A 20218-nucleotide genomic window follows, 5' to 3' on the forward strand; every position below is an offset into this window, starting at 1 on the left:
TACCCGGCCCGCAATCCCGGTTCTCAATCCTCGTCGATATCCGGGCCATTCGGCGCATCCCGGTCAAGATCCTGCGCCACATGCGGGTTGGACAGCAACCGGTCGATATGCGACCCTTCATCAAAGCTGTCATCCGCAAGGAATTTCAGCTTTGCCGCATATTTCATCTTCACCTTGCGTGCGACTTCGCGCTGAAGATAGGCGGTGTTGGTCCGTAACGCCTTCAGCACCGCCTCTTCGTCCTTGCCCAGCAACGGCTTCACAAACACGGTCGCGTGGCGAAGGTCCGGCGACATGCGGACCTCCGTCACCGACACCGGATGCTTGGCGAGAACGTCATCATGGACTTCGCCACGCGCCAGGACTTCGGAGAGCACATGACGGACCTGCTCGCCAACGCGGAGCAGGCGGACAGAGCGTTCTGGTGGTGCAGCGGCAACCATCAGATCGTCCGCGCGCGCTCTTCGACTTCAAAGGTTTCGAGGAAGTCGCCCGCCTTGATGTCGGTCGTGGCTTCCAGCGTCACCCCGCATTCGAGACCAGCACGCACTTCGGCCACATCATCCTTGAAGCGACGCAGATTGCTGATCGACCCGTTGTAGATGATGACATCGTCGCGGGTGACGCGCGCGCGCAGCGCCTTGCGGATATAGCCTTCGGTAACGAGCAAGCCCGCAGCCTTGCCATGCTTGCCTGCCGGGAAGACCTGACGGATTTCGGCACGGCCCACGACCGTTTCGAAATATTCCGGCCCGAGTTCGCCCGCCATGCCCGAACGAATATCGTCCAGAAGGTCATAGATCACATCATAATATTTGAGCGCGACCTTGTTGCGTTCGGCAATTTCGCGCGCCTTGGCATTGGCACGGACGTTAAAGCCAAGGATCGGCGCACCCGATGCACCGGCAAGCTGCACATCGCTTTCGGTGATACCACCCACGCCTGCATGCAGGATGCGGACCTTGATGTCTTCATTGCCAATCTTGAGCAGCGAACTGACGATCGCTTCGACCGAACCCTGCACATCGCCCTTGACGAGCACCGGATATTCGACCGCCTGCTTTTCCTTCAGCGCCGAGAACATCGATTCCAGCGATGCCGGGCCAGTGCCGGTACGCTTCTTGGTCGCGAGATCGGAACGATAAGCGGCAACCTCACGGGCGCGCGCTTCGCTTTCAACCACGGTCAGCGTGTCACCTGCCGACGGCACACCGCCAAGGCCAAGCACTTCGACCGGCATCGACGGACCCGCTTCCTTGATCTGACGACCCTTGTCGTCGATCATCGCACGGACACGACCGCTTTCGGCACCGACCACGAAAATATCGCCGGTCTTGAGCGTGCCGCGCTGCACGAGGATGGTCGCAACCGGACCACGCCCCTTGTCGAGCTTGGCCTCAATCACCCGGCCTTCGGCCTGACGTTCCGGATTGGCGCGCAATTCCGACACTTCGGCCTGCAACTGGATCTTCTCGATCAGCTCGTCCAGACCTTCCTTGGTCTTGGCCGAGACTTCGACATCCTGCACATCGCCCGACATGGCTTCGACCACCACATCATATTGCAGCAATTGCTCGCGCACCTTCTGCGGATTGGCTTCATGCTTGTCGATCTTGGTGATCGCCACGATCATCGGCACACCCGCCGCCTTCACATGGTTGATCGCTTCAACCGTCTGCGGCTTGGGACCATCATCGGCGGCGACCACGATCACGACAATATCGGTCACATTCGCGCCGCGCGCGCGCATTTCGGTAAAGGCTTCATGGCCCGGCGTATCGAGGAAGGTAATCTTCGACTTGTCCTTCATCGTCACCTGATAGGCGCCGATATGCTGGGTGATCCCGCCGGATTCGCCGGACACCACATCGGTGCCGCGCAGCGCATCAAGCAGCGAGGTCTTGCCATGATCGACATGGCCCATGATCGCGACAACCGGCGGACGCGGCTTCAGCGTTTCAGCAGCATCGACATCGGCATTGCTGTCGATTTCAACGTCCGAATCCGACACGCGGACAATGTTGTGGCCGAATTCGGTCACGAGCAGTTCCGCCGTATCCTGATCGATCGTCGCATTGATCGTCACCGGCATGCCGAGCTTGAACAGCGCCTTGACCAGCGCCGCGCCACGTTCCGCCATACGATTGGCGAGTTCCTGCACGGTGATCGATTCCGGCACCTGCACATCGCGCACCTGCTTGACCTGCTGGCCACCACCCTGATGGGCGCGACGATCCTTTTCACGGGCACGCTTCAGCGCCGCCAATGACCGCGCACGGGCATCGCCGCCCTCTTCGTCCAACGCACGGGTGACGGTCAGCTTGCCGGACTGGCGACGATCATCGCCACCACGGCCACGGCTTGGCCGCGCCGGTTCAGGCCGCTTGAGCGCAGGCTGCGCGCCAGCCGGACGGCGGGCAGCGGCGGCACGACGTTCGCTCTCGCTCTCGCCTTCCAATTCAACGCCGCCAACCGGGGCCGCTTCTGCGACCGGCGCAGGCTGGCTTTCCGCCAGAATGCGCGCAGCTTCTTCGGCCTTGCGATTTTCTTCCATGCGGCGGCGCTCTTCTTCAGAGGCCTCCTGCTTGGCGCGTTCTTCACGACGACGCGCTTCTTCCAGCGCGGTCATGCGGGCTTCTTCTGCTTCACGCAGGAGCTTGGCCTGCAATTCCTGACGGCTCATCAAATCGCCGCCCACTGCCGGAGCGCGGGTGCGCGGTGCCGGAGCCATCGGTCGCGACGGGGCAGACCGCGCCACTGGCGCAGGTGCAGGTGCAGGCTTTGGTGCAGGGGCGGGCGCAGCGACCGGTGCAACCGGCGCAGCTTCGACAACCGGCGTCACTTCGACAACAGGCGCGGGCGCAGGTGCAGGTGCAGCTACAGGCTCGGGTGCAGCTTCAACCACTGGCGCAGCTTCGATTACAGGTGCAGCCTCTACTACCGGTGCGGCTTCAACCACCGGCGCAGGCGCGGCTTCAACCACCGGCGCGGGTGCTGGCGCAGCGACCGGCTCAGGCGCAGGTGCGATTTCCACTTCGGGTGCGGCAGCGGCAGCAGGCGTTTCACCCGGTTTGCCCACCACGCGGCGGCGCTTGACTTCGACCACCACCGTGTTCGAACGACCATGGGAGAAGCTCTGCTTCACCTGGCCGGTTTCGACAGTCCGCTTCAGGCCCAACGGCGCTCGTGTGCCCAGCTTTGGCTTGTTATCGTCGCTCATGAGCCTGTATTATCCTTCATTCTCTACATCAAAGCCGGACTCGCCCGAGGATTCATCCTCTGGCTCGCCGGTTCCCATAGTCTTTCCGACAAAATTTTGCCACCGTTGAAGCGCACCCGAAACGCGGGTCGCCGCAGCAGGTGCGATCATGGCGATATGTACCACATTTTCGCGGCCCAATGCCATGGACAAGAGTTCGCGAGACAGCGGCGCGACCATGCCTTTGAGGTCGCTACCTTCCATATCGCGGCCCACGCGCCACAATTGATCCAGCTTGCGTTTGCCATCCGCACCCGCATCAAGCGCATGAATCAACAAACGCACCGTGCCTTTGCGGGCGGCATCGGCAATGCGGTCGCCACCGGTCAGCAACGTTCCCGAACGCGCCTCCAGCCCCAGCCGATCAAGCGCCTGTTTCCGCAACGCATCTTCGATCCGCTGCACCAGATCATCGGGAATGACGATCTGGCTGGTCTTGAACGCCCGAATCAACGCGCCTTTGAGCTTGCCCTTGTCGAGCGCGATTTGCAGCGTGTCTTTCGCAACGCCGATCCACGCGCCGCGACCCGGCGCCTTGGCCCGAATATCCGGTGCAACCGCACCATCAGGACCAAGCGCCAACCTGATCAACAGATCGCGCGGCGCACGCTCGCCACTCAGGACGCAGCGGCGCTCCGGCCCGGCATCATCACCCGATGACTCCATGCCTTCCGCCGCCGAACCATCGGCTGCCAATATATCGCGATAACCGGCACCGCCCCGCTTTTTGGCGCGGGGCGGTCTGGTATCTGGTTGTGACTCTGGCCCAGGGCCAGAAGGCGTTACCGCCGTGTCATGCCGAGGGGTCCGCAACAGCGTCTCCCTCATTTTCGAACCAATGGGCGCGGGCTGCCATGATGATTTCATTGCCCTGCTCTTCGCTCAGGCCATATTCACCCAGCACGCCGCCCTTGTCATCGGCCTTGCTGCCACGTTCCGGACGGTCGCCGCGTTCGCCGCGACGCGGTTCGGTGCGCGACTTGCGGGCAACGAGTTCGTCCGTGGCGAGATCGGCCAGATCATCCAGCGTCTTGATCCCGGCCTTGCCCAGCGTGACGAGCATCGCTTGGGTCAGATACGGAATTTCCGCCAGCGCATCTTCCACGCCGAGTGCGCGACGTTCAACGCGGCTTGCTTCTTCGCGACGTTCCAGCGCTTCACCAGCACGGTTCTGCAATTCAGCGGCCAGTTCTTCGTCAAAGCCTTCAATCGCGGCCAATTCCTCGGCTTCGATATAAGCGACTTCTTCAAGTTCACCGAAACCTTCGGCCACCAGCAACTGGGCGAGCGTTTCATCCACATCCAGTTCGCGTTCGAACATGGCGGAACGATCCACGAATTCCTTCTGGCGCTTTTCGTTCGAATCCGACTCGGTCATGATGTCGATCGCCGAACCGGTCAATTGGCTGGCAAGACGGACATTCTGACCACGACGACCGATGGCGAGCGACAATTGATCGTCCGGCACCACGACTTCGATCCGGCTTTCTTCCTCGTCGATCAGCACGCGGCTGACGGTGGCGGGCTGCAACGCATTCACCACAAAGGTGGCGGTATCCGGCGACCACGGAATGATGTCGATCTTTTCGCCCTGCATTTCCTGCACGACGGCCTGCACGCGACTGCCCTTCATGCCGACGCATGCGCCGACCGGATCAATCGAACCATCATGGCTGATCACGCCAATCTTGGCACGGCTGCCCGGATCGCGGGCGGCGGCCTTGATTTCGATGATGCCATCGTAAATTTCCGGCACTTCCTGCGCGAACAACTTCTTCATGAAGTCAGGATGCGAGCGCGAGAGGAAAATCTGCGGCCCGCGATTTTCGCGACGGACGTTCAACACGACCGAACGGATGCGATCACCAACGCGAACAACTTCGCGCGGGATCTGCTGATCACGGCGGATCACGCCTTCGGCACGGCCCAAATCAACCACGACATGGCCGAATTCGACGCGCTTGACGACGCCGGTGATGATTTCACCCACGCGGTCCTTATATTCTTCGAACTGACGCTCACGCTCGGCATCGCGGACCTTCTGGAAGATCACCTGCTTGGCGGCTTGCGCAGCGATACGACCGAATTCAATCGGCGGCAGCGGATCGACGATATAATCGCCGACAACGCAGCCCGGCTGCAATTTCTGGCCATCGGCCACATTGACCTGCTTGAAATAATCGTCGACCTCTTCGACCACTTCAACGACACGCCACAAGCGCATATCGCCGGAGCGCGGATCGATCTTGGCGCGAATATCGTTTTCAGCACCGTAACGGGCGCGGGCAGCACGCTGGATCGCGTCTTCCATCGCCTCAATGACGATTTCGCGGTCGATCAGCTTTTCACGCGCAACCGCATCAGCGATGGCGAGCAGTTCGGCCTTATTGGCGGAAATGGCAGTGGACATCGGGCTATCCTATCCTTCTACGGCAATCTTATCGGCACCATCAGCCGAAATGGGGGCCGTCGCCTTGATCAAGGCGTCGGTGAGCAAAAGCTTGGCGCTGCTGATGGCGCTAAATGGAATTTCCATCTCGCCCAATTTGGCAACGTCAAATCTGATCGTTTCGCCGTCAAGGCCAAGCAAATGGCCTTCAAGCTGCTTGCGGCCATTAATCGCCTCTTCAAGCTTGATCCGCGCCTCAAACCCGGCCCAATCCTGATAATCGGACAGGCGGGTCAATGGCCGGTCAATACCGGGCGAACTGACTTCAAGACGATACGGAAATTCAATCGGGTCCGCCTCATCCAGCACATCCGACAAACGGCGCGACAATTCGGCGCAATCATCGAGCACGAGCTGACGGGTTTCCGGTCGTTCGGCCATGACCTGCAGCGTCGGGTCCGACTTGCCGCCAAACATGCCGATCCGGACAAGCGCCAGCCCAAGGGCTTTCACTTCCGGTTCGATCAAGGCCGTAAGGGCGGCAATATCCGTCATTCAATTCCGTTCCAACGAATCGCCAATATCAAATCCAGCGCCGGAAAGCGGGAGCTTGCCGACCTCAGGAAATCTGACGATGTCTAGAGATGAGTCTCTTTAACCTCACTGCCGTTGAAACGCAAGGAAAAGCAGCCGCACTGCAACATGAGTGCCCCGCCCATTCCACATCACATAAAGCTATAGGGATCGACATCCACCCCGACCCGGCACCCTTTGGGTACAAATACGCCGCCCAGCCAGTCGCGCACGACGCGCTGCACCGCCACTTGGCGCTCCGCATGCACCAACAAACGATGGCGATAACGGGTGCGTAATTTGGCCAAGGGCGCAGGCGCAGGGCCAAAGACCTGCATCCCCTTCACATGCGGCGCGGCGCGGCCAATCGCCTTGGCGAGCGCGGTCGCCTCATCCGCATCTTCGGATGAAATGACAATCGCGACAAAGCGCCCAAAAGGCGGTGCCATCGCCAATCGCCGCATCTCGGTTTCTTCCCGATAAAACCGCGCCTCATCGCCACTGACCAACGCCCGGATCACCGGGGCTTTGGGATCATGGGTCTGGATAAACACCTTGCCCGGCTTTTCCCCGCGCCCTGCCCGTCCGGATACCTGCGCGATCTGCTGGAAACTGCGCTCCGCCGCCCGCAAATCCCCGCCTTGCAGGCCCAGATCCGCATCCACCACCCCGACCAATGTCAGCTCGGGAAAATGATAGCCCTTGGTGATCAACTGCGTGCCCACCACGACATTGATCTCCCCCGATTCCATCCGATGAACAAAGGCCTGCGCCTTGGCGGGCGAGGACAAGGTATCGGACGTCGCCTGCACAATCGTCGCATCGGGAAACAAGCGCCCCGCCTCTTCCGCGATGCGCTCCACCCCCGGTCCGCAAGCGACCAGCGCATCCGCCTCATTGCATTCCGGGCAGTGGGTCGGCACCGGTTCGACATGGCCGCAATGATGGCACAATAAACGATGCGTGCGGCGATGCTCGACCATCCATGCGCTGCAATTCGGGCATTGGCAGCGATGACCGCAATGGCGACACAGGGTCAAAGGCGCATAGCCCCGGCGATTGAGGAACAGCAACACCTGCTCGCCCCGCGCCAGCGTCTCGGTCATCGCATTGACCAGCGCGGGCGCAAGCCAAGTCCCACGCATCGGCGGATCGGCCAACAGGTCGATGGCGGTAATTTCCGGCATGGTCGCCCCGCCGAAACGGCTGGGCAGATCCAATTGGCGATAATGGCCCTTGGCGACCTGCACTCGTGTTTCCAGCGCAGGCGTGGCCGAGGCGAGGATCACCGTGCAGCCCTCCATCCGCGCCCGCATCACCGCGACATCACGCGCATGGTAGGTCACGCCATCCTGCTGCTTGAAGCTCATTTCATGCGCCTCATCGACGACGATCAGGCCAAGCTGCGGAAACGGCAGATACAGCGCCGAGCGCGCCCCCATCACCACCCGCGCCTCGCCAGAGGCAATCGCCCGCCAACCCCGACGGCGTTCGGCATGGCGCATATCGCTATGCCAGACCATCGGCTCAACCCCGAAACGGGTAACGAAGCGATCGACAAAGGGTTCGGTCAACGCGATTTCCGGCAACAGGATCATCACCTGCCGCCCGGCCCGCAACGCCGCCGCCACCGCCTCGAAATAAGTTTCGGTCTTGCCCGATCCGGTCACGCCATGCAGCACCAATGGCGCAAAGGCCCGCCCCTCCACCGCCGCGACCAGTGCGGAAGCCACCGTCTGTTGTTCGGCAGACAAGATCGGCGCATCGAAATCGGGATCGGGCGTGGGTAGCGCATGATCCGGCATCGGATCGGCGGCGATCAATAGCCCGGTCTTGATCATCCCCCGGATCACGGCCTCGGACACATTGGCGCGCACCGTCAATTCGCGGACCGTGCCTTGATGGTCGCCAATCGCGGTGATCGCCTGCAACCGGCCCTCGGTCATCCGGCCCTTGCTGTCATCCCCCGCCGCATCGCCCGCGAGCTGATACTCCGGCACTTGCATGTCCGGCGAGAGCGCATCCAGCACCGGCATCGCCATTTTCAGGACCATCGCCGGGTTGGACACATAATAATCCGCCGTCCAGTCGATTAACCGGCGCAACGCCTGCGGGATCATCGGCGCATCCGCGATGGGCTGGACCGGGCGCAATTTCTTCTCGTCAAAATCCTGATGGCCATCGTCCAGATGATGGTCCCAGACCACGCCCATCACCTGACGCGGACCTATCGGCGCGCGCACAATCGTACCGGGCGGCGCAGACACCCCCATTGGCACCCGATAATCGAGCATCGCAACGCCGCTATTCAGCAACAAGACAGGCACATTGTTCATGTTGGGATCTGCCATAGAGCATCGTGCGGAAAAGTGGGAACCGGTTTTCCGATAACATGATGCGGCAAAGCTAGGCCCTTGTGTCGATGCGGGCAAAGGCAGACAATCACCACCGAACAATATGGAGAGCAAAGCCATGCAGATCACCTCCGATTTTTCCCGGCGCCGTCTATTGCAGGGCGCGGCCTTGCTGCCGCTCTTGGGATTGGCAAATTGCGCGGACAGCCTGCGCTATCGCCTGACCGATGTCATCCGACGACTGCTCAACCTGTCTTCGCAACGTGCCTTTGCGCGATTATTGGCGCCCGATGGCTTCCTCAACGATGAACTGGCGCAAATCCATCTGCCGTCCGCTTTTGGCGGCAGCGGCGGTGGCAATATCCTGCGCGCGCTGATCCTGACGGAACCGGTGCGTTATCGCCTGTTCAAACAATTGAACCGGGCGGCAGGCAAGGCCGCAGATCGCGCCGCCCCGGTGATTGCGGATGCTATTCTCGATATGCCGATCATCGATGCCGAGGCAATTGTCCGGGGTGGACCGATGGCCGCGACCGCCTTGTTAGAGCGCCAAGTCGGGGATGGCTTGCTCTTCGTGCTCGTCCCCGGCGCAGATGAAGGACTGCGCCTGTTCGACGATGGCGCATTGAATGAGGCGCTTCGCGTCGCGACCGGCATCAATTTTTCGGGCTTGCGCGACGATCTCGCCCATCAAACCGCCGCCAGCATCTTCCGCGCGATGGGCCGGGAAGAATCCGCCATCCGCGCCAATCCGCGCGACACCAATGACCCGGTGTTGATGGCGGTATTCGGCGTGATGAAATAAAAAAGGCCGGGGTGGCAAATACCACCCCGGCCTTTTTCAAATGACCTTATCGGCCCGATTACATATGGATCGGCTTGCCCAATACGCCCATCGCCGCTTCTTTCAGCGCCTCTGCATGGGTCGGGTGCGCGTGGCAGGTATAGGCAATATCTTCCGACGTCGCGCCGAATTCCATCGCCTGCGCGGCCTGCGCGATCATCGTGCCCGCAAGGGACGAGATGATGTGGACACCCAGCACGCGATCAGTCTTGGCATCGGCAATCACCTTGACGAAACCTTCGGTGTCGCGGTTCGCCTTGGCGCGGCTATTGGCCATGAACGGGAATTTGCCGATCTTGATTTCGCCACGTTCCTTCGCCTGCTCTTCGGTCAGGCCGACGCTGGCGAATTCCGGATTGGTATAGACCACGCCGGGGATCACATCATGGTTCACAATGCCGGTCAGCCCTGCGATATTTTCGGCCACAGCAAGACCTTCGTCCTCAGCCTTGTGCGCGAGCATCGGACCCGGCACCACATCGCCAATCGCCCAGACGCCCGGAACCTTGGTCGCAAAATCATGGTCGATATCGATCTGGCCACGCGCATTGGTTTCAAGGCCGATCACATCCAGCCCAAGGCCTTCGGTATTCGCCCGACGGCCAATCGCCACCAGCACGGCATCCGCCTCGATCTTTTCGCCCGTACCACCCGCCGCCGGTTCAATCGACACGGTCGCGGTCCCGCCCTTGACGGCAACGCCCGTGACTTTAGTGCCGAGCTTCAGCTCCATGCCCTGCTTCTTGAAGATCTTGGCGGCTTCCTTGCGGACTTCGCCATCCATGCCCGGCAGCAATTGATCGAGATATTCGACCACCGTCACCTTGGCGCCGAGACGCTTCCACACCGAACCCAGTTCCAGCCCGATCACGCCGCCACCGATGACAACGAGATGGCCCGGCACCTTGTCGAACGCAAGCGCGCCAGTGGAATCGACAACGACCTTCTGGTCAATCGCGACACCGGGCAACGGCGTTACCGATGAACCGGTGGCGATGACGATATTCTTCGCCGTCACCGTCTGGCCATCGACATCAACCGTGTGGGCAGCCGTAAAGCGGCCATGGCCCTTCAGCCATGTCACCTTGTTCTTCTTGAACAGAAACGCGATGCCGCCGGTCAGCGACGACACGACTTCATTCTTTTCCGCCTGCATCTGGCCAAGGTCCAAAGACGCGCCGGAGATGTTCACCCCGAACTTCGCCAAAGCCCCGCTATGTGCCTCTTCATACAGATGCGACGCATGGAGCAACGCCTTGGACGGCATGCAACCGACATTGAGGCAGGTGCCGCCAAGCGTGTCCCGGCTTTCGACACAGGCCGTTTTCAGGCCAAGTTGCGCCGCCCGGATCGCCGCGACATAGCCGCCGGGGCCAGCACCGATGATGAGCACGTCATAATCATATTCAGCCATGTCGCGTATTCCTTACAGATCGATCAACAGGCGGGTCGGATCTTCAATCGCGTTCTTGAGCGCGACAAGGAAGGTCACCGCTTCGCGACCGTCGATCAGGCGATGGTCATAGCTGAGCGCCAGATACATCATCGGCCGCGCGACGATCTCGCCATCGATCACCACCGGACGCTGATCAATACGGTGCAGCCCCAGCACCGCCGACTGCGGCGGATTGATGATCGGGGTCGACATCAGCGAACCGAACACGCCACCATTGGAAATGGTGAAGGTCCCGCCCTTCATGTCATCCATCGTCAACGAACCGGCCTTGGCCCGCTTGCCGAAATCACCGATGGTCTTTTCGATTTCCGCTACCGACATGTCATGCGCATCGCGGATCACCGGAACGACCAGACCGTTCGGCGCGCTGACCGCGACCGAAATATCGGCATAGTTGCGATAGACGATTTCATCGCCCTCAATCGTCGCATTGACCGATGGCACATCGCGCAGCGCGAGACATGCCGCCTTGGTAAAGAAGCCCATGAAGCCGAGCTTCACGCCATGCTTCTTCTCGAATAGGTCTTTGTACTTGTTGCGCGCCTCGATCACCGCCGTCATGTCGACATCGTTGAACGTGGTCAGCATCGCCGCCGTGTTCTGCGCCTCTTTCAGACGGGTCGCGATGGTCTGGCGCAGGCGAGTCATCTTGACGCGCTCTTCCTGACGCGCACCCGCCGCACGCGGTGCAGCGGCAACCGCACCCGAAGCAGCGGCAACCGGCGCCGCCACAGGACGGGCAGCCTGCGACTTCGCTGCCGCCAGCACATCATCCTTGGTCAGACGGCCATCCTTGCCACTGCCCTTGATCGTCGAGGGATCGACACCATGTTCCAGCACCAGCCGACGCACGGCAGGCGACAGGGTCAATGGCTCATTATCACCCGCATCAGATGCCGGGGCAGATACCGCCGCCGCAGGGGCCGGAGCAGCAGCAGCCGGAGCAGCCTTGACCGGCGCACCACCGGTTTCAAGCGTCGCGATCACCGCGCCGACCTTGACGTTCGCGCCCACCGGCACGACCTGCGTACCCATCACACCCGCGGTCGGGGCGTTGACTTCGATCGACACCTTGTCGGTTTCAAGGCTCGCAATGGGTTCATCGGCGGCAACCGCTTCGCCCGGCTGCTTCAACCAGGCACCCAGCGTTGCTTCGCTGATCGATTCACCAAGGGCCGGGACAACAATCTCGACAGCCATGTTACTTATCCTTCACTTCGTGCCCGAGCGCGTCAGCGACGAGGGCGGCCTGTTGCATTGCGTGGGTCTTGGCGAGACCAGTGGCGGTCGCGGCGCTCGCCTTGCGGCCAGCATAACGCGCCCGTCCGGGCTTGACCTTCGCCTCGGTCAGCACGTCTTCGATCAACGGTTCGACAAAGAACCATGCGCCGTTGTTCTTCGGTTCTTCCTGCGCCCAGACGACCGTTTCGAGATTGGTCATCTTGGCGATCCGCTTGACCAGCGCATCCGCCGGGAACGGATATATCTGCTCGACACGCACGATGCTGGTGTTCTTGTCACCCGCCGCATCGCGTGCTGCGGCGAGATCGTAAAAGACCTTGCCCGAACACAACACCAATCGCTTCACATCCTTGTCCGCCGGGGCGTTGGGATCAGACAGCAAGCGCATAAAATGCGTGTCGCCAGTCATGTCATCCAGCGTCGATACCGCCTGCGGATGACGCAGCAGCGACTTTGGCGTCATGATGATCAACGGCTTGCGGAACTTGCGGTGCATCTGTCGACGCAGCACATGGAAATAATTGGCCGGGCTGGTGATGTTGCAGACCTGCAAATTATCTTCGGCGCAAAGCTGCAAATAGCGCTCCAACCGCGCCGAGCTATGTTCCGGCCCCTGACCTTCATAGCCATGCGGCAACAGCATCACGAGACCGTTGACGCGCAGCCATTTGGCTTCTGCCGCCGCGATGAACTGGTCGATAATGACCTGCGCACCATTGGCAAAATCGCCGAACTGCGCTTCCCACATCACCAACGTATTGGGCGCGGTCGAGGCATAGCCATATTCAAAGCCGAGCACGCCGAATTCGGACAACGGGCTATCCAGCACCTGAAAACGACGATCCAGCGCCGAGAGCGGAATATATTTCCGTTCCGACTTTTGATCCGTCCACACCGCATGACGCTGGCTGAACGTACCGCGACCCGAATCCTGACCGGACAGGCGCACGCCATATTGTTCGGTCAGCAATGTCGCGAATGCCAGCGATTCTGCCGTTGCCCAGTCAAAGCCCTTGCCGGTTTCGAACATCGCCCTTTTGGCGGCGATGATGCGATCAAGCGTCTTATGGACGGTCAGATCATCCGGTACCGTCGTCAGATGCGTGCCGAGTTCGAGCAATTGCTTGCGGTCCGCACCGGTCACAGCGGCACGACGGTCGCTGATCGCTTCTTGCGGCTCGGCAAAACCTGCCCATTCGCCGCCGAACCAGTCAGCCTTGTTGACCTTGTAGCTCTTGGCCGCTTCAAAATCGCCATCAAGCGTCTTGATGAAGCTTTCGACCGTCGCATCATACCAGATCTGGTCGATCACGCCTTCATCCGCCAGTCGCGACGAATATAGGCTCGACACCGATGGATGCTTGCGAATCTGGTCATACATCAACGGCTGGGTGAAGCTCGGCTCATCGCCTTCATTATGGCCAAAGCGACGATAGCACCACATATCGATCACGATATCGCGCTTGAACGTCTGGCGATATTCGGTCGCGAGCTTGGTCGCGAAGGTCACCGCTTCCGGATCGTCGCCATTCACATGGATGATTGGCGCCTGCACCATCTTCGCAATATCCGACGGATAAGGCGAGGAACGCGAGAATTGCGGCGAGGTCGTGAAACCAACCTGATTGTTGATGACGAAATGGATCGTCCCGCCCGTATTATAGCCACGGATGCCGGAAAAGGCGAAGCATTCCATGATGATGCCCTGGCCCGCAAAGGCCGCATCGCCATGGATCAGGATCGGCAGCACCTGCTGACGATCGAGATCGTCGAGCGTCGTCTGCTTGGCACGGACCTTGCCCAAAACGACCGGATCGGCGGCTTCAAGATGCGACGGGTTCGGCGTCAGCGACAAATGCACGGAAATGCCGTCGAATTCTCGATCCGACGAGGCGCCGAGATGGTATTTCACATCGCCCGAACCGCCGACATCGGACGGATTGGACGAACCACCGGCGAATTCATGGAAAATGGCGCGATAGGGCTTGCCCATCACATTCGCGAGCACGTTCAACCGGCCACGATGCGCCATGCCGATCACGATTTCGCGTACGCCCGACTGGCCACCATATTTGATGATGTTTTCCAGCGCCGGAATCATCGATTCCCCGCCATCAAGGCCGAAGCGCTTGGTGCCGACATATTTGCGGCCCAGGAATTTTTCATATTGTTCGGCGTGGATCACCTTGGTGAGAATGGCGCGCTTGCCCATCTCGGTGAACTGGATCGCCTTGTCGCGCCCTTCCATGCGGTCTTGGAGGAAACGACGTTCCTCGACATCCGCAATATGCATATATTCAAGGCCGACCTTGCCGCAATAATTGGCGCGCAGGATCTCGACGACTTCGCGAATGCTCGCCTGATGCAGGCCAAGCGCACCGCCAAGATAGATCGGGCGATCAAGGTCCGTGCCTTTGAAGCCATGATATTCGGGGGTAAGGTCCGCAGGCAGGTCACGCTGGACAAGGCCGAGCGGATCAAGGTTCGAGGCGAGATGGCCACGGACGCGATAGGTGCGGATCAACAATTGCGCGCGAATGCTGTCATCCGCCGCGCGGGAGACGTCGGCCTCGCTGACCGGCCCGGTTGCAGTGCCAGTCGCGGCCTTTTCCGCCTTCGCCACCTGCGTCAACGCCGCCTTCACATCGGGCGTCATCTGGGTGGGATCAAGCGCAGCCGTCAATGCATCCGTATCGTGCAGCGGCCAATTCGTCCGCGCCCAAGTTGGACCGGTCTTTTCTTCATTCAAGTCGAAGCTTTGACCTTCGATGCCCATGTCCGTTCTTTCCTAGCCAAGGTAACGGGGCCACGGCGGCCCCGGGGGAGTTTGAGCAACAAGGAATAACTATCCCTTGGCACTACAGGATAGCGGGTCCGAATAACCCGCTATCCTGGCAGTATATCGGTCGAAAAGGCTTAAAATTTAGCCCTTCAACACCTCAAGCAGCGTTTCGCCAAGCAGCGACGGGCTCGGGCTGACGCGGATGCCAGCGGCTTCCATCGCAGCGATCTTGCCTTCCGCGCCACCTTCGCCGCCCGAAACGATCGCACCGGCGTGACCCATGCGACGGCCCGGAGGAGCAGTCAGACCGGCGATGAAGCCGACCATCGGCTTCTTGCGGCCCTTCTTGGCTTCGTCGATCAGGAACTGCGCGGCTTCTTCTTCCGCGCTGCCGCCGATTTCACCGATCATGATGATCGACTTGGTTTCATCGTCGCCAAGGAACAATTCCAGCATATCGATGAAGTTCGTGCCATTGACCGGATCGCCGCCGATGCCGACAGCCGTCGTCTGGCCAAGGCCAGCGTTCGAGGTCTGGAACACGGCTTCATAGGTCAGGGTGCCGGAACGCGAAACGACGCCGACCGAACCCTTTTTGAAGATCGAACCCGGCATGATGCCGATCTTGCATTCATTCGGGGTCAGCACGCCCGGGCAGTTCGGGCCGATCAGGCGCGACTTGGAACCCTGAAGCGCACGCTTCACCTTGATCATGTCGATCACCGGAATACCTTCGGTGATCGCAACGATCAGTTCGATTTCAGCATCGATCGCTTCGAGGATCGAATCCGCCGCGAAGGGGGGCGGAACATAGATCACGCTGGCATTCGCACCGGTCGCATGCTTGGCTTCAGCCACGGTGTTGAAGTTCGGCAGACCGATATGGGTCGTGCCGCCCTTGCCCGGCGTCACGCCGCCCACCATCTGGGTGCCATAAGCCAGCGCCTGTTCGGTGTGGAAGGTGCCGGTGGCACCGGTCATCCCCTGGGTGATGACCTTGGTGTTTTTGTTAATAAGAATGGACATTAGATTTCCACTTTTCAGATATGCATCAAGAAATGGCTATTGCCAGCGATCAAGCAAGCGATCCGTCGATAGCCTTGCAGGCGTCCAGCAATTCCTTCACGGCATCGATCGACACCTGAAGGTTGCTCTTGGCTTCGGCATCAAGCTTGATTTCAACAATCTGCTCAACACCGCCCGCACCGATGATCACCGGCACGCCAACATAAAGGCCGTTCACGCCATACTGGCCGTCGACATAGGCCGCGCAAGGCAGCAAACGCTTCTGGTCATTGAGATAGGCTTCCGCCATCGCAATACCGCTGGTCGCCGGCGCATAATAAGCCGAACCGGTCTTCAACAGGCCGACGATTTCACCACCGCCCGAACGGGTGCGGGCGACGATCGCGTCGATGCGCTCCTTGGTGGAACGGCCCTGTTCGATCAGATCGGGGATCGGGATACCGGCAACGGTCGAATATTCGACGACCGGCACCATGGTATCGCCATGGCCGCCGAGCACGAAGCTGTTCACGTCGCGCACCGAGACCTTGAATTCTTCGGCGAGGAAGTGGCTGAAGCGCGCGCTGTCGAGCACGCCCGCCATGCCAACGACCATGTGCGGCGGCAGGCCCGAGAATTCGCGCAGCGCCCACACCATCGCATCAAGCGGGTTGGTGATGCAGATGACGAACGCGTTCGGCGCGTTGTTCTTGATGCCTTCACCGACGGCCTTCATAACCTTCAGGTTGATGCCGAGCAGATCGTCGCGGCTCATGCCCGGCTTGCGAGCAACGCCAGCGGTCACGATGATGACATCGGCGCCTGCGATATCGGCATAATCATTGGTGCCGGTGATCTTGGCATCGAAGCCTTCGACCGGGCCGCACTGCGACAGGTCAAGCGCCTTACCCTGCGGCACGCCTTCTACAACGTCGAACAGGACGACATCGCCCAATTCCTTGGCAGCCGCCAGATGGGCCAGCGTACCACCGATATTGCCAGCGCCGATCAGCGCAATCTTTTTACGAGCCATGATGCCGTCTCCTTCAAGAAGTCTGAACCACAAGCGCGCCAAAAAACTGGCACACCGTAATCCACCGATTCGGACGGCAATAATTACCGCCCGCGATCAAAAAACGTTGCCCGATTAGGCCGATTTTTGCGGTGCATCAACCTAACAACGTGACAGGCGCAAATTATTTTTCGCTATTGCGACGAAATTGCAATAAAGCCCCGTCAATAGCTATTCGATCAGGCTGCATCTTCCCCCTGCCTGACGCTCCAACCTTCCTGCCAATTCCAGTTCCAACAGCACGATCTGGACGATCATCGGCGGCAGGCCGGACTGGCGCACAATCTCATCCACCGCGACAGAAACTGCGCCTAACAGGCCGATCACCGCCTCACGATCCCGTTCACTCGCATCCACCGGCGCAGCCAAGCGATAGTCCTGCGCGGCCTGGCGAAAAGGCATCGCCGCAAAGCTGCCAATCGCCTCGATCACATCATCGACATTCTGGACCAAGGTGGCGCCATCGCGGATAAGTCTATCCACAGTTACGCAAAAAATAAATAAAATAATTATATTTCAATATGATAAATTGAATAAGACTGATCCATTTTCTTAAATTACTCGCCACGCATGCAGTCGACCAACAAAATGCGCTTCGTTTCCCCGGTGGCCGACTTAACCTCACGAGCATTGATTGTCAGAGACTTCGGTAGCTCGTTTGCGCTGCCATGCAGGGACCAGGTGAGGTACTGTAATCCACCCATCGCGAAATCGCCGTCTGGTTTAAAAGGAACGACCCGGTGGAGTTGATCGATGAAGGCCCGACCATTGCGGGTAATTGAATTAAAGCGAGTGATGTGACCTGTCAGAGGCGTAGCGCCAGCCGCGACGTCACGAGTGTTAACCCACTCCTTCGTGGCGTCATTCAATGTCAGTATTTGTGATCGCGGTCGCTCGAAAGTGATAGTCGTAACGTCCGGTCCGATGGGGCGATGTGCCCGCTGCAGGCTTCCTTCCAGCGTTTCAGCCAATTCATCGAGGAATGGCTCGTCCCGTTCGATCCATTTCCTCACCTTTGGCGTTTCCGGGACAGGCTGCGCACGGCTCGTCGCTTTCATGAAGATCGTTTTGAGCCAGTCATAGACGATAGGCGCGGTGATCCCAGCCACAGCCGGATTGGCTTCTATAAAGGCCGCCAACTCAACCAAGTAACTACCTGATCGCGACGGAAGCAAATAGAACTCGGCGCTCCGAGCTGCTGTCGCACGAGCGACGATATTTCCCGTCAGCAAGGCATGCGTCGCGATCTGGACGGCTTGGGCAACACCTTGAATGGAAGTCGTCCCATCATACAATGGGAGTACGCCGTCTGCAGCTGTGCCACCATCGTAGCGCACCCTAAGTGGTATCCTAACAGACATTCATGCCCCCGTGCATATTCAGAATATCGAAGACCCTTGCCCTCAACTTCTCCTATCAGAGCCAACTGCGCTCGCAAACTCTAAGAAAAGGTGAATTACCGAAACACTTGGGTGTCGAAAGCTGAGTATTCACGCGTCTCGGACGCGAGGATTCCCCTCTCGTTCCTCGATGGCCAAAAGCCGCATATTCTGTGTGTGCATACAGTTACACCAAATATAGTAATTGAAAATCATTCAGTTAATCCAAGATCGATCTAAGTTCGACCCAAGTCTTACCTGTGTATACACTCATCAGTTGGTTGCAGCCCTGCGCCCGCGCATCAAGTGGCGATCCCGGCACGGCCATCACCTCGCGCCCATATTCCGCCGCCAATCGCGCGGTGATCAGCGAACCGGAGCGGGGCGCGGCCTCCACCACCAATGTGCCGCCCGCCAGTCCGGCGATAATCCGGTTGCGATAGGGGAAATGCCGCGCCTGCGGCTCGCGCCCCGGCGGCTGTTCGGCCACCAACAACCCAGTGTGCGCGATCCGTTCCTGCAATTCGCGATTTTCCGGCGGATAATAACTGTCGATCCCGCCCGCGATCACCGCGATGGTGCCGCTGTCAATCGATCCCGCATGCACAGCCGTATCAATTCCGCGCGCAAGGCCGGATACCGTCACATGGCCACGCTCGCCCAGCCGCACCGCCAAATCACGGGCAAGACGACACGCCGCCGCAGAGGCATTGCGCGCGCCGACCATCGCGACCATCGGGCGATCGAGCAGCGCCTCATGTCCGCGCACGACCAAGACCGGCGGCGCATTTTCGATCTCGCCCAAGGCCAGCGGATATAGCCCCTGCCCCAAAAACAGGTAACGCGCGCCAAGCTGGTCCACCCGCTCCATTTCGCGCTCCACCTCCGCCCGCGCGGCAAGGCGCGGCGCTTTACCGCGCCCGCGCGCCGCCAGATCGGGAATCGCGCGCAACGCCGCGTCTGCCGAACCGAATCGCTGCAACAGATGATAATAAGTGATCGGCCCGATATTGGCCGAACGGATCAGCCGCAAACGGGCAATCCGGTCTTCAAGCAACGCAACACTCAACACGCTTACTCCCTTAAATGCACCCTAGCTTTTGCTACCCACTTTCGGCTCCGTCCCGGCGATCAAGCGCCGGATATTATCCGCATGTTTAAACACGCACACCAACGCCAGCCCTAAAAACAACGGCGCATATCCGCCAAAGCCAAGCCCCAGCGCGGCCAATGGCGTCGATAAGGCCGCCACCATGCCACCCACCGATGATCGCTTGGAAAGATACAGCGCCGATAGCCAGACCCCTGCAAACACTAATCCGACCGGCCATGCCAGCGCCAGCGCGATGCCAAGCAATGTCGCCACACCCTTGCCACCCTTGAACCCAAGCCAGACCGGGAAAAGATGCCCGAAAAACGCGCCCAAAGCCGCCAGACTCAGCAGATCTGGCCCCCGCAACTCAGGCCAGATCGCGCCCGCAATCAAAATGGCCACCGCGCCTTTGGCCCCGTCGAGCAACAATGTCGCCGCCGCCAGACCCTTGCGGCCCGTGCGCAACACATTAGTCGCCCCGATATTGCCGGAACCGATCTGGCGCAGGTCGCCCGCGCCCGCAATCCGCGTCAGAATCACCCCGAATGGGATCGATCCCAACAAATAGCCGAGCAACAATGCCTCCAGCGGCACACTCCATGACGGCATCGAAAACCCTCTTCTTCACGTTGCGGATCTGCGGCAAGACCCTATCACTTTATACAAGCACGCATCATATCTTCTGTCCAACGGCGCACAAGCGGCGTTTATGCACCAATCCGCTATTGCAACGCGGCATGGTCCATGCTTTAGGCATTGCCAGAAGATTG

15 protein-coding genes and 1 pseudogene are annotated in these 20218 nt (G+C 59.9%); 1 reads left to right on the top strand and 15 read right to left on the bottom strand.

The features are described 5' to 3' along the window. Positions 1-23 precede the first annotated feature (23 nt). From rbfA to K6117_RS07500, 6 genes are all read right to left on the bottom strand, one after another. Positions 24-443 (bottom strand): 30S ribosome-binding factor RbfA, encoded by a 420-nt coding sequence (gene rbfA, locus K6117_RS07475; RefSeq protein ID WP_221793490.1) that lies wholly within the window; start codon positions 441-443, stop codon positions 24-26. Further along, complete coding sequence (gene infB, locus K6117_RS07480) at positions 443-3220, bottom strand: translation initiation factor IF-2 (RefSeq protein WP_221793492.1); 2778 nt, start codon at positions 3218-3220, stop codon at positions 443-445. Before infB ends, rbfA begins: the two co-directional genes overlap by 1 nt. A 9-nt stretch (positions 3221-3229) precedes the next feature. After that, positions 3230-3925, bottom strand: a complete 696-nt coding sequence (locus tag K6117_RS07485) for a DUF448 domain-containing protein (protein WP_221793741.1) — start codon at positions 3923-3925, stop codon at positions 3230-3232. Positions 3926-4052: 127 nt separating this feature from the next. Further along, positions 4053-5669, bottom strand: a complete 1617-nt coding sequence (nusA, locus tag K6117_RS07490; RefSeq protein ID WP_221793494.1) for a transcription termination factor NusA — start codon at positions 5667-5669, stop codon at positions 4053-4055. A 9-nt stretch (positions 5670-5678) separates the two neighbouring features. Further along, a complete protein-coding gene (rimP, locus tag K6117_RS07495; protein ID WP_221793496.1) occupies positions 5679-6203 on the bottom strand; it encodes a ribosome maturation protein RimP in 525 nt (174 codons plus the stop codon). Between the two features lie 170 nt (positions 6204-6373). Continuing rightward, the gene (locus tag K6117_RS07500) at positions 6374-8557 is read right to left on the bottom strand and encodes a primosomal protein N' (protein WP_221793743.1); all 2184 of its coding nucleotides are present in this window, start codon (positions 8555-8557) and stop codon (positions 6374-6376) included. 136 nt (positions 8558-8693) lie between these two features. Between K6117_RS07500 and K6117_RS07505 the strand changes: the two genes are divergently transcribed. Next, positions 8694-9380, top strand: coding sequence for a DUF4197 family protein (locus K6117_RS07505; RefSeq protein WP_221793498.1), 687 nt, complete (start codon positions 8694-8696; stop codon positions 9378-9380). Between the two features lie 58 nt (positions 9381-9438). Here the strand turns inward: K6117_RS07505 and lpdA are convergent, their stop codons facing one another. The 9 genes and pseudogenes from lpdA to plsY all read right to left on the bottom strand — a co-directional run bounded on the left by lpdA (position 9439) and on the right by plsY (position 20057). Beyond that, on the bottom strand, positions 9439-10833 hold the full coding sequence (lpdA, locus tag K6117_RS07510; protein ID WP_221793500.1) for a dihydrolipoyl dehydrogenase: 1395 nt from the start codon (positions 10831-10833) through the stop codon (positions 9439-9441). Positions 10834-10845: 12 nt separating this feature from the next. Further along, a complete protein-coding gene (odhB, locus tag K6117_RS07515) occupies positions 10846-12075 on the bottom strand; it encodes a 2-oxoglutarate dehydrogenase complex dihydrolipoyllysine-residue succinyltransferase (RefSeq protein ID WP_221793502.1) in 1230 nt (409 codons plus the stop codon). A gap of 1 nt (position 12076) precedes the next feature. Beyond that, positions 12077-14893: a 2-oxoglutarate dehydrogenase E1 component gene (locus K6117_RS07520; protein ID WP_221793504.1), complete on the bottom strand. Its 2817-nt coding sequence runs from the start codon at positions 14891-14893 to the stop codon at positions 12077-12079. A 147-nt stretch (positions 14894-15040) separates the two neighbouring features. Further along, positions 15041-15925: a succinate--CoA ligase subunit alpha gene (sucD, locus tag K6117_RS07525; RefSeq protein WP_221793506.1), complete on the bottom strand. Its 885-nt coding sequence runs from the start codon at positions 15923-15925 to the stop codon at positions 15041-15043. Between the two features lie 49 nt (positions 15926-15974). Continuing rightward, positions 15975-16937 carry a malate dehydrogenase gene (gene mdh / locus K6117_RS07530; protein WP_221793508.1) on the bottom strand — a complete coding sequence of 321 codons (963 nt, stop codon included), beginning with the start codon at positions 16935-16937 and terminating at the stop codon, positions 15975-15977. Positions 16938-17147: 210 nt separating this feature from the next. After that, complete coding sequence (locus K6117_RS07535) at positions 17148-17459, bottom strand: DprA-like winged helix domain-containing protein (RefSeq protein WP_343211755.1); 312 nt, start codon at positions 17457-17459, stop codon at positions 17148-17150. A gap of 74 nt (positions 17460-17533) precedes the next feature. Beyond that, positions 17534-18337, bottom strand: coding sequence for a DUF7946 domain-containing protein (locus K6117_RS07540; protein ID WP_484771505.1), 804 nt, complete (start codon positions 18335-18337; stop codon positions 17534-17536). A gap of 289 nt (positions 18338-18626) precedes the next feature. Further along, positions 18627-19412, bottom strand: a pseudogene (dprA, locus tag K6117_RS07545) (DNA-processing protein DprA); the annotation flags it as partial. Between the two features lie 36 nt (positions 19413-19448). After that, positions 19449-20057 carry a glycerol-3-phosphate 1-O-acyltransferase PlsY gene (gene plsY, locus K6117_RS07550; protein WP_221793514.1) on the bottom strand — a complete coding sequence of 203 codons (609 nt, stop codon included), beginning with the start codon at positions 20055-20057 and terminating at the stop codon, positions 19449-19451. Positions 20058-20218 lie beyond the last annotated feature (161 nt).

Source organism: Alteraquisediminimonas sediminicola (genome assembly GCF_019740335.1).
GTDB lineage: Bacteria > Pseudomonadota > Alphaproteobacteria > Sphingomonadales > Sphingomonadaceae > Alteraquisediminimonas > Alteraquisediminimonas sediminicola.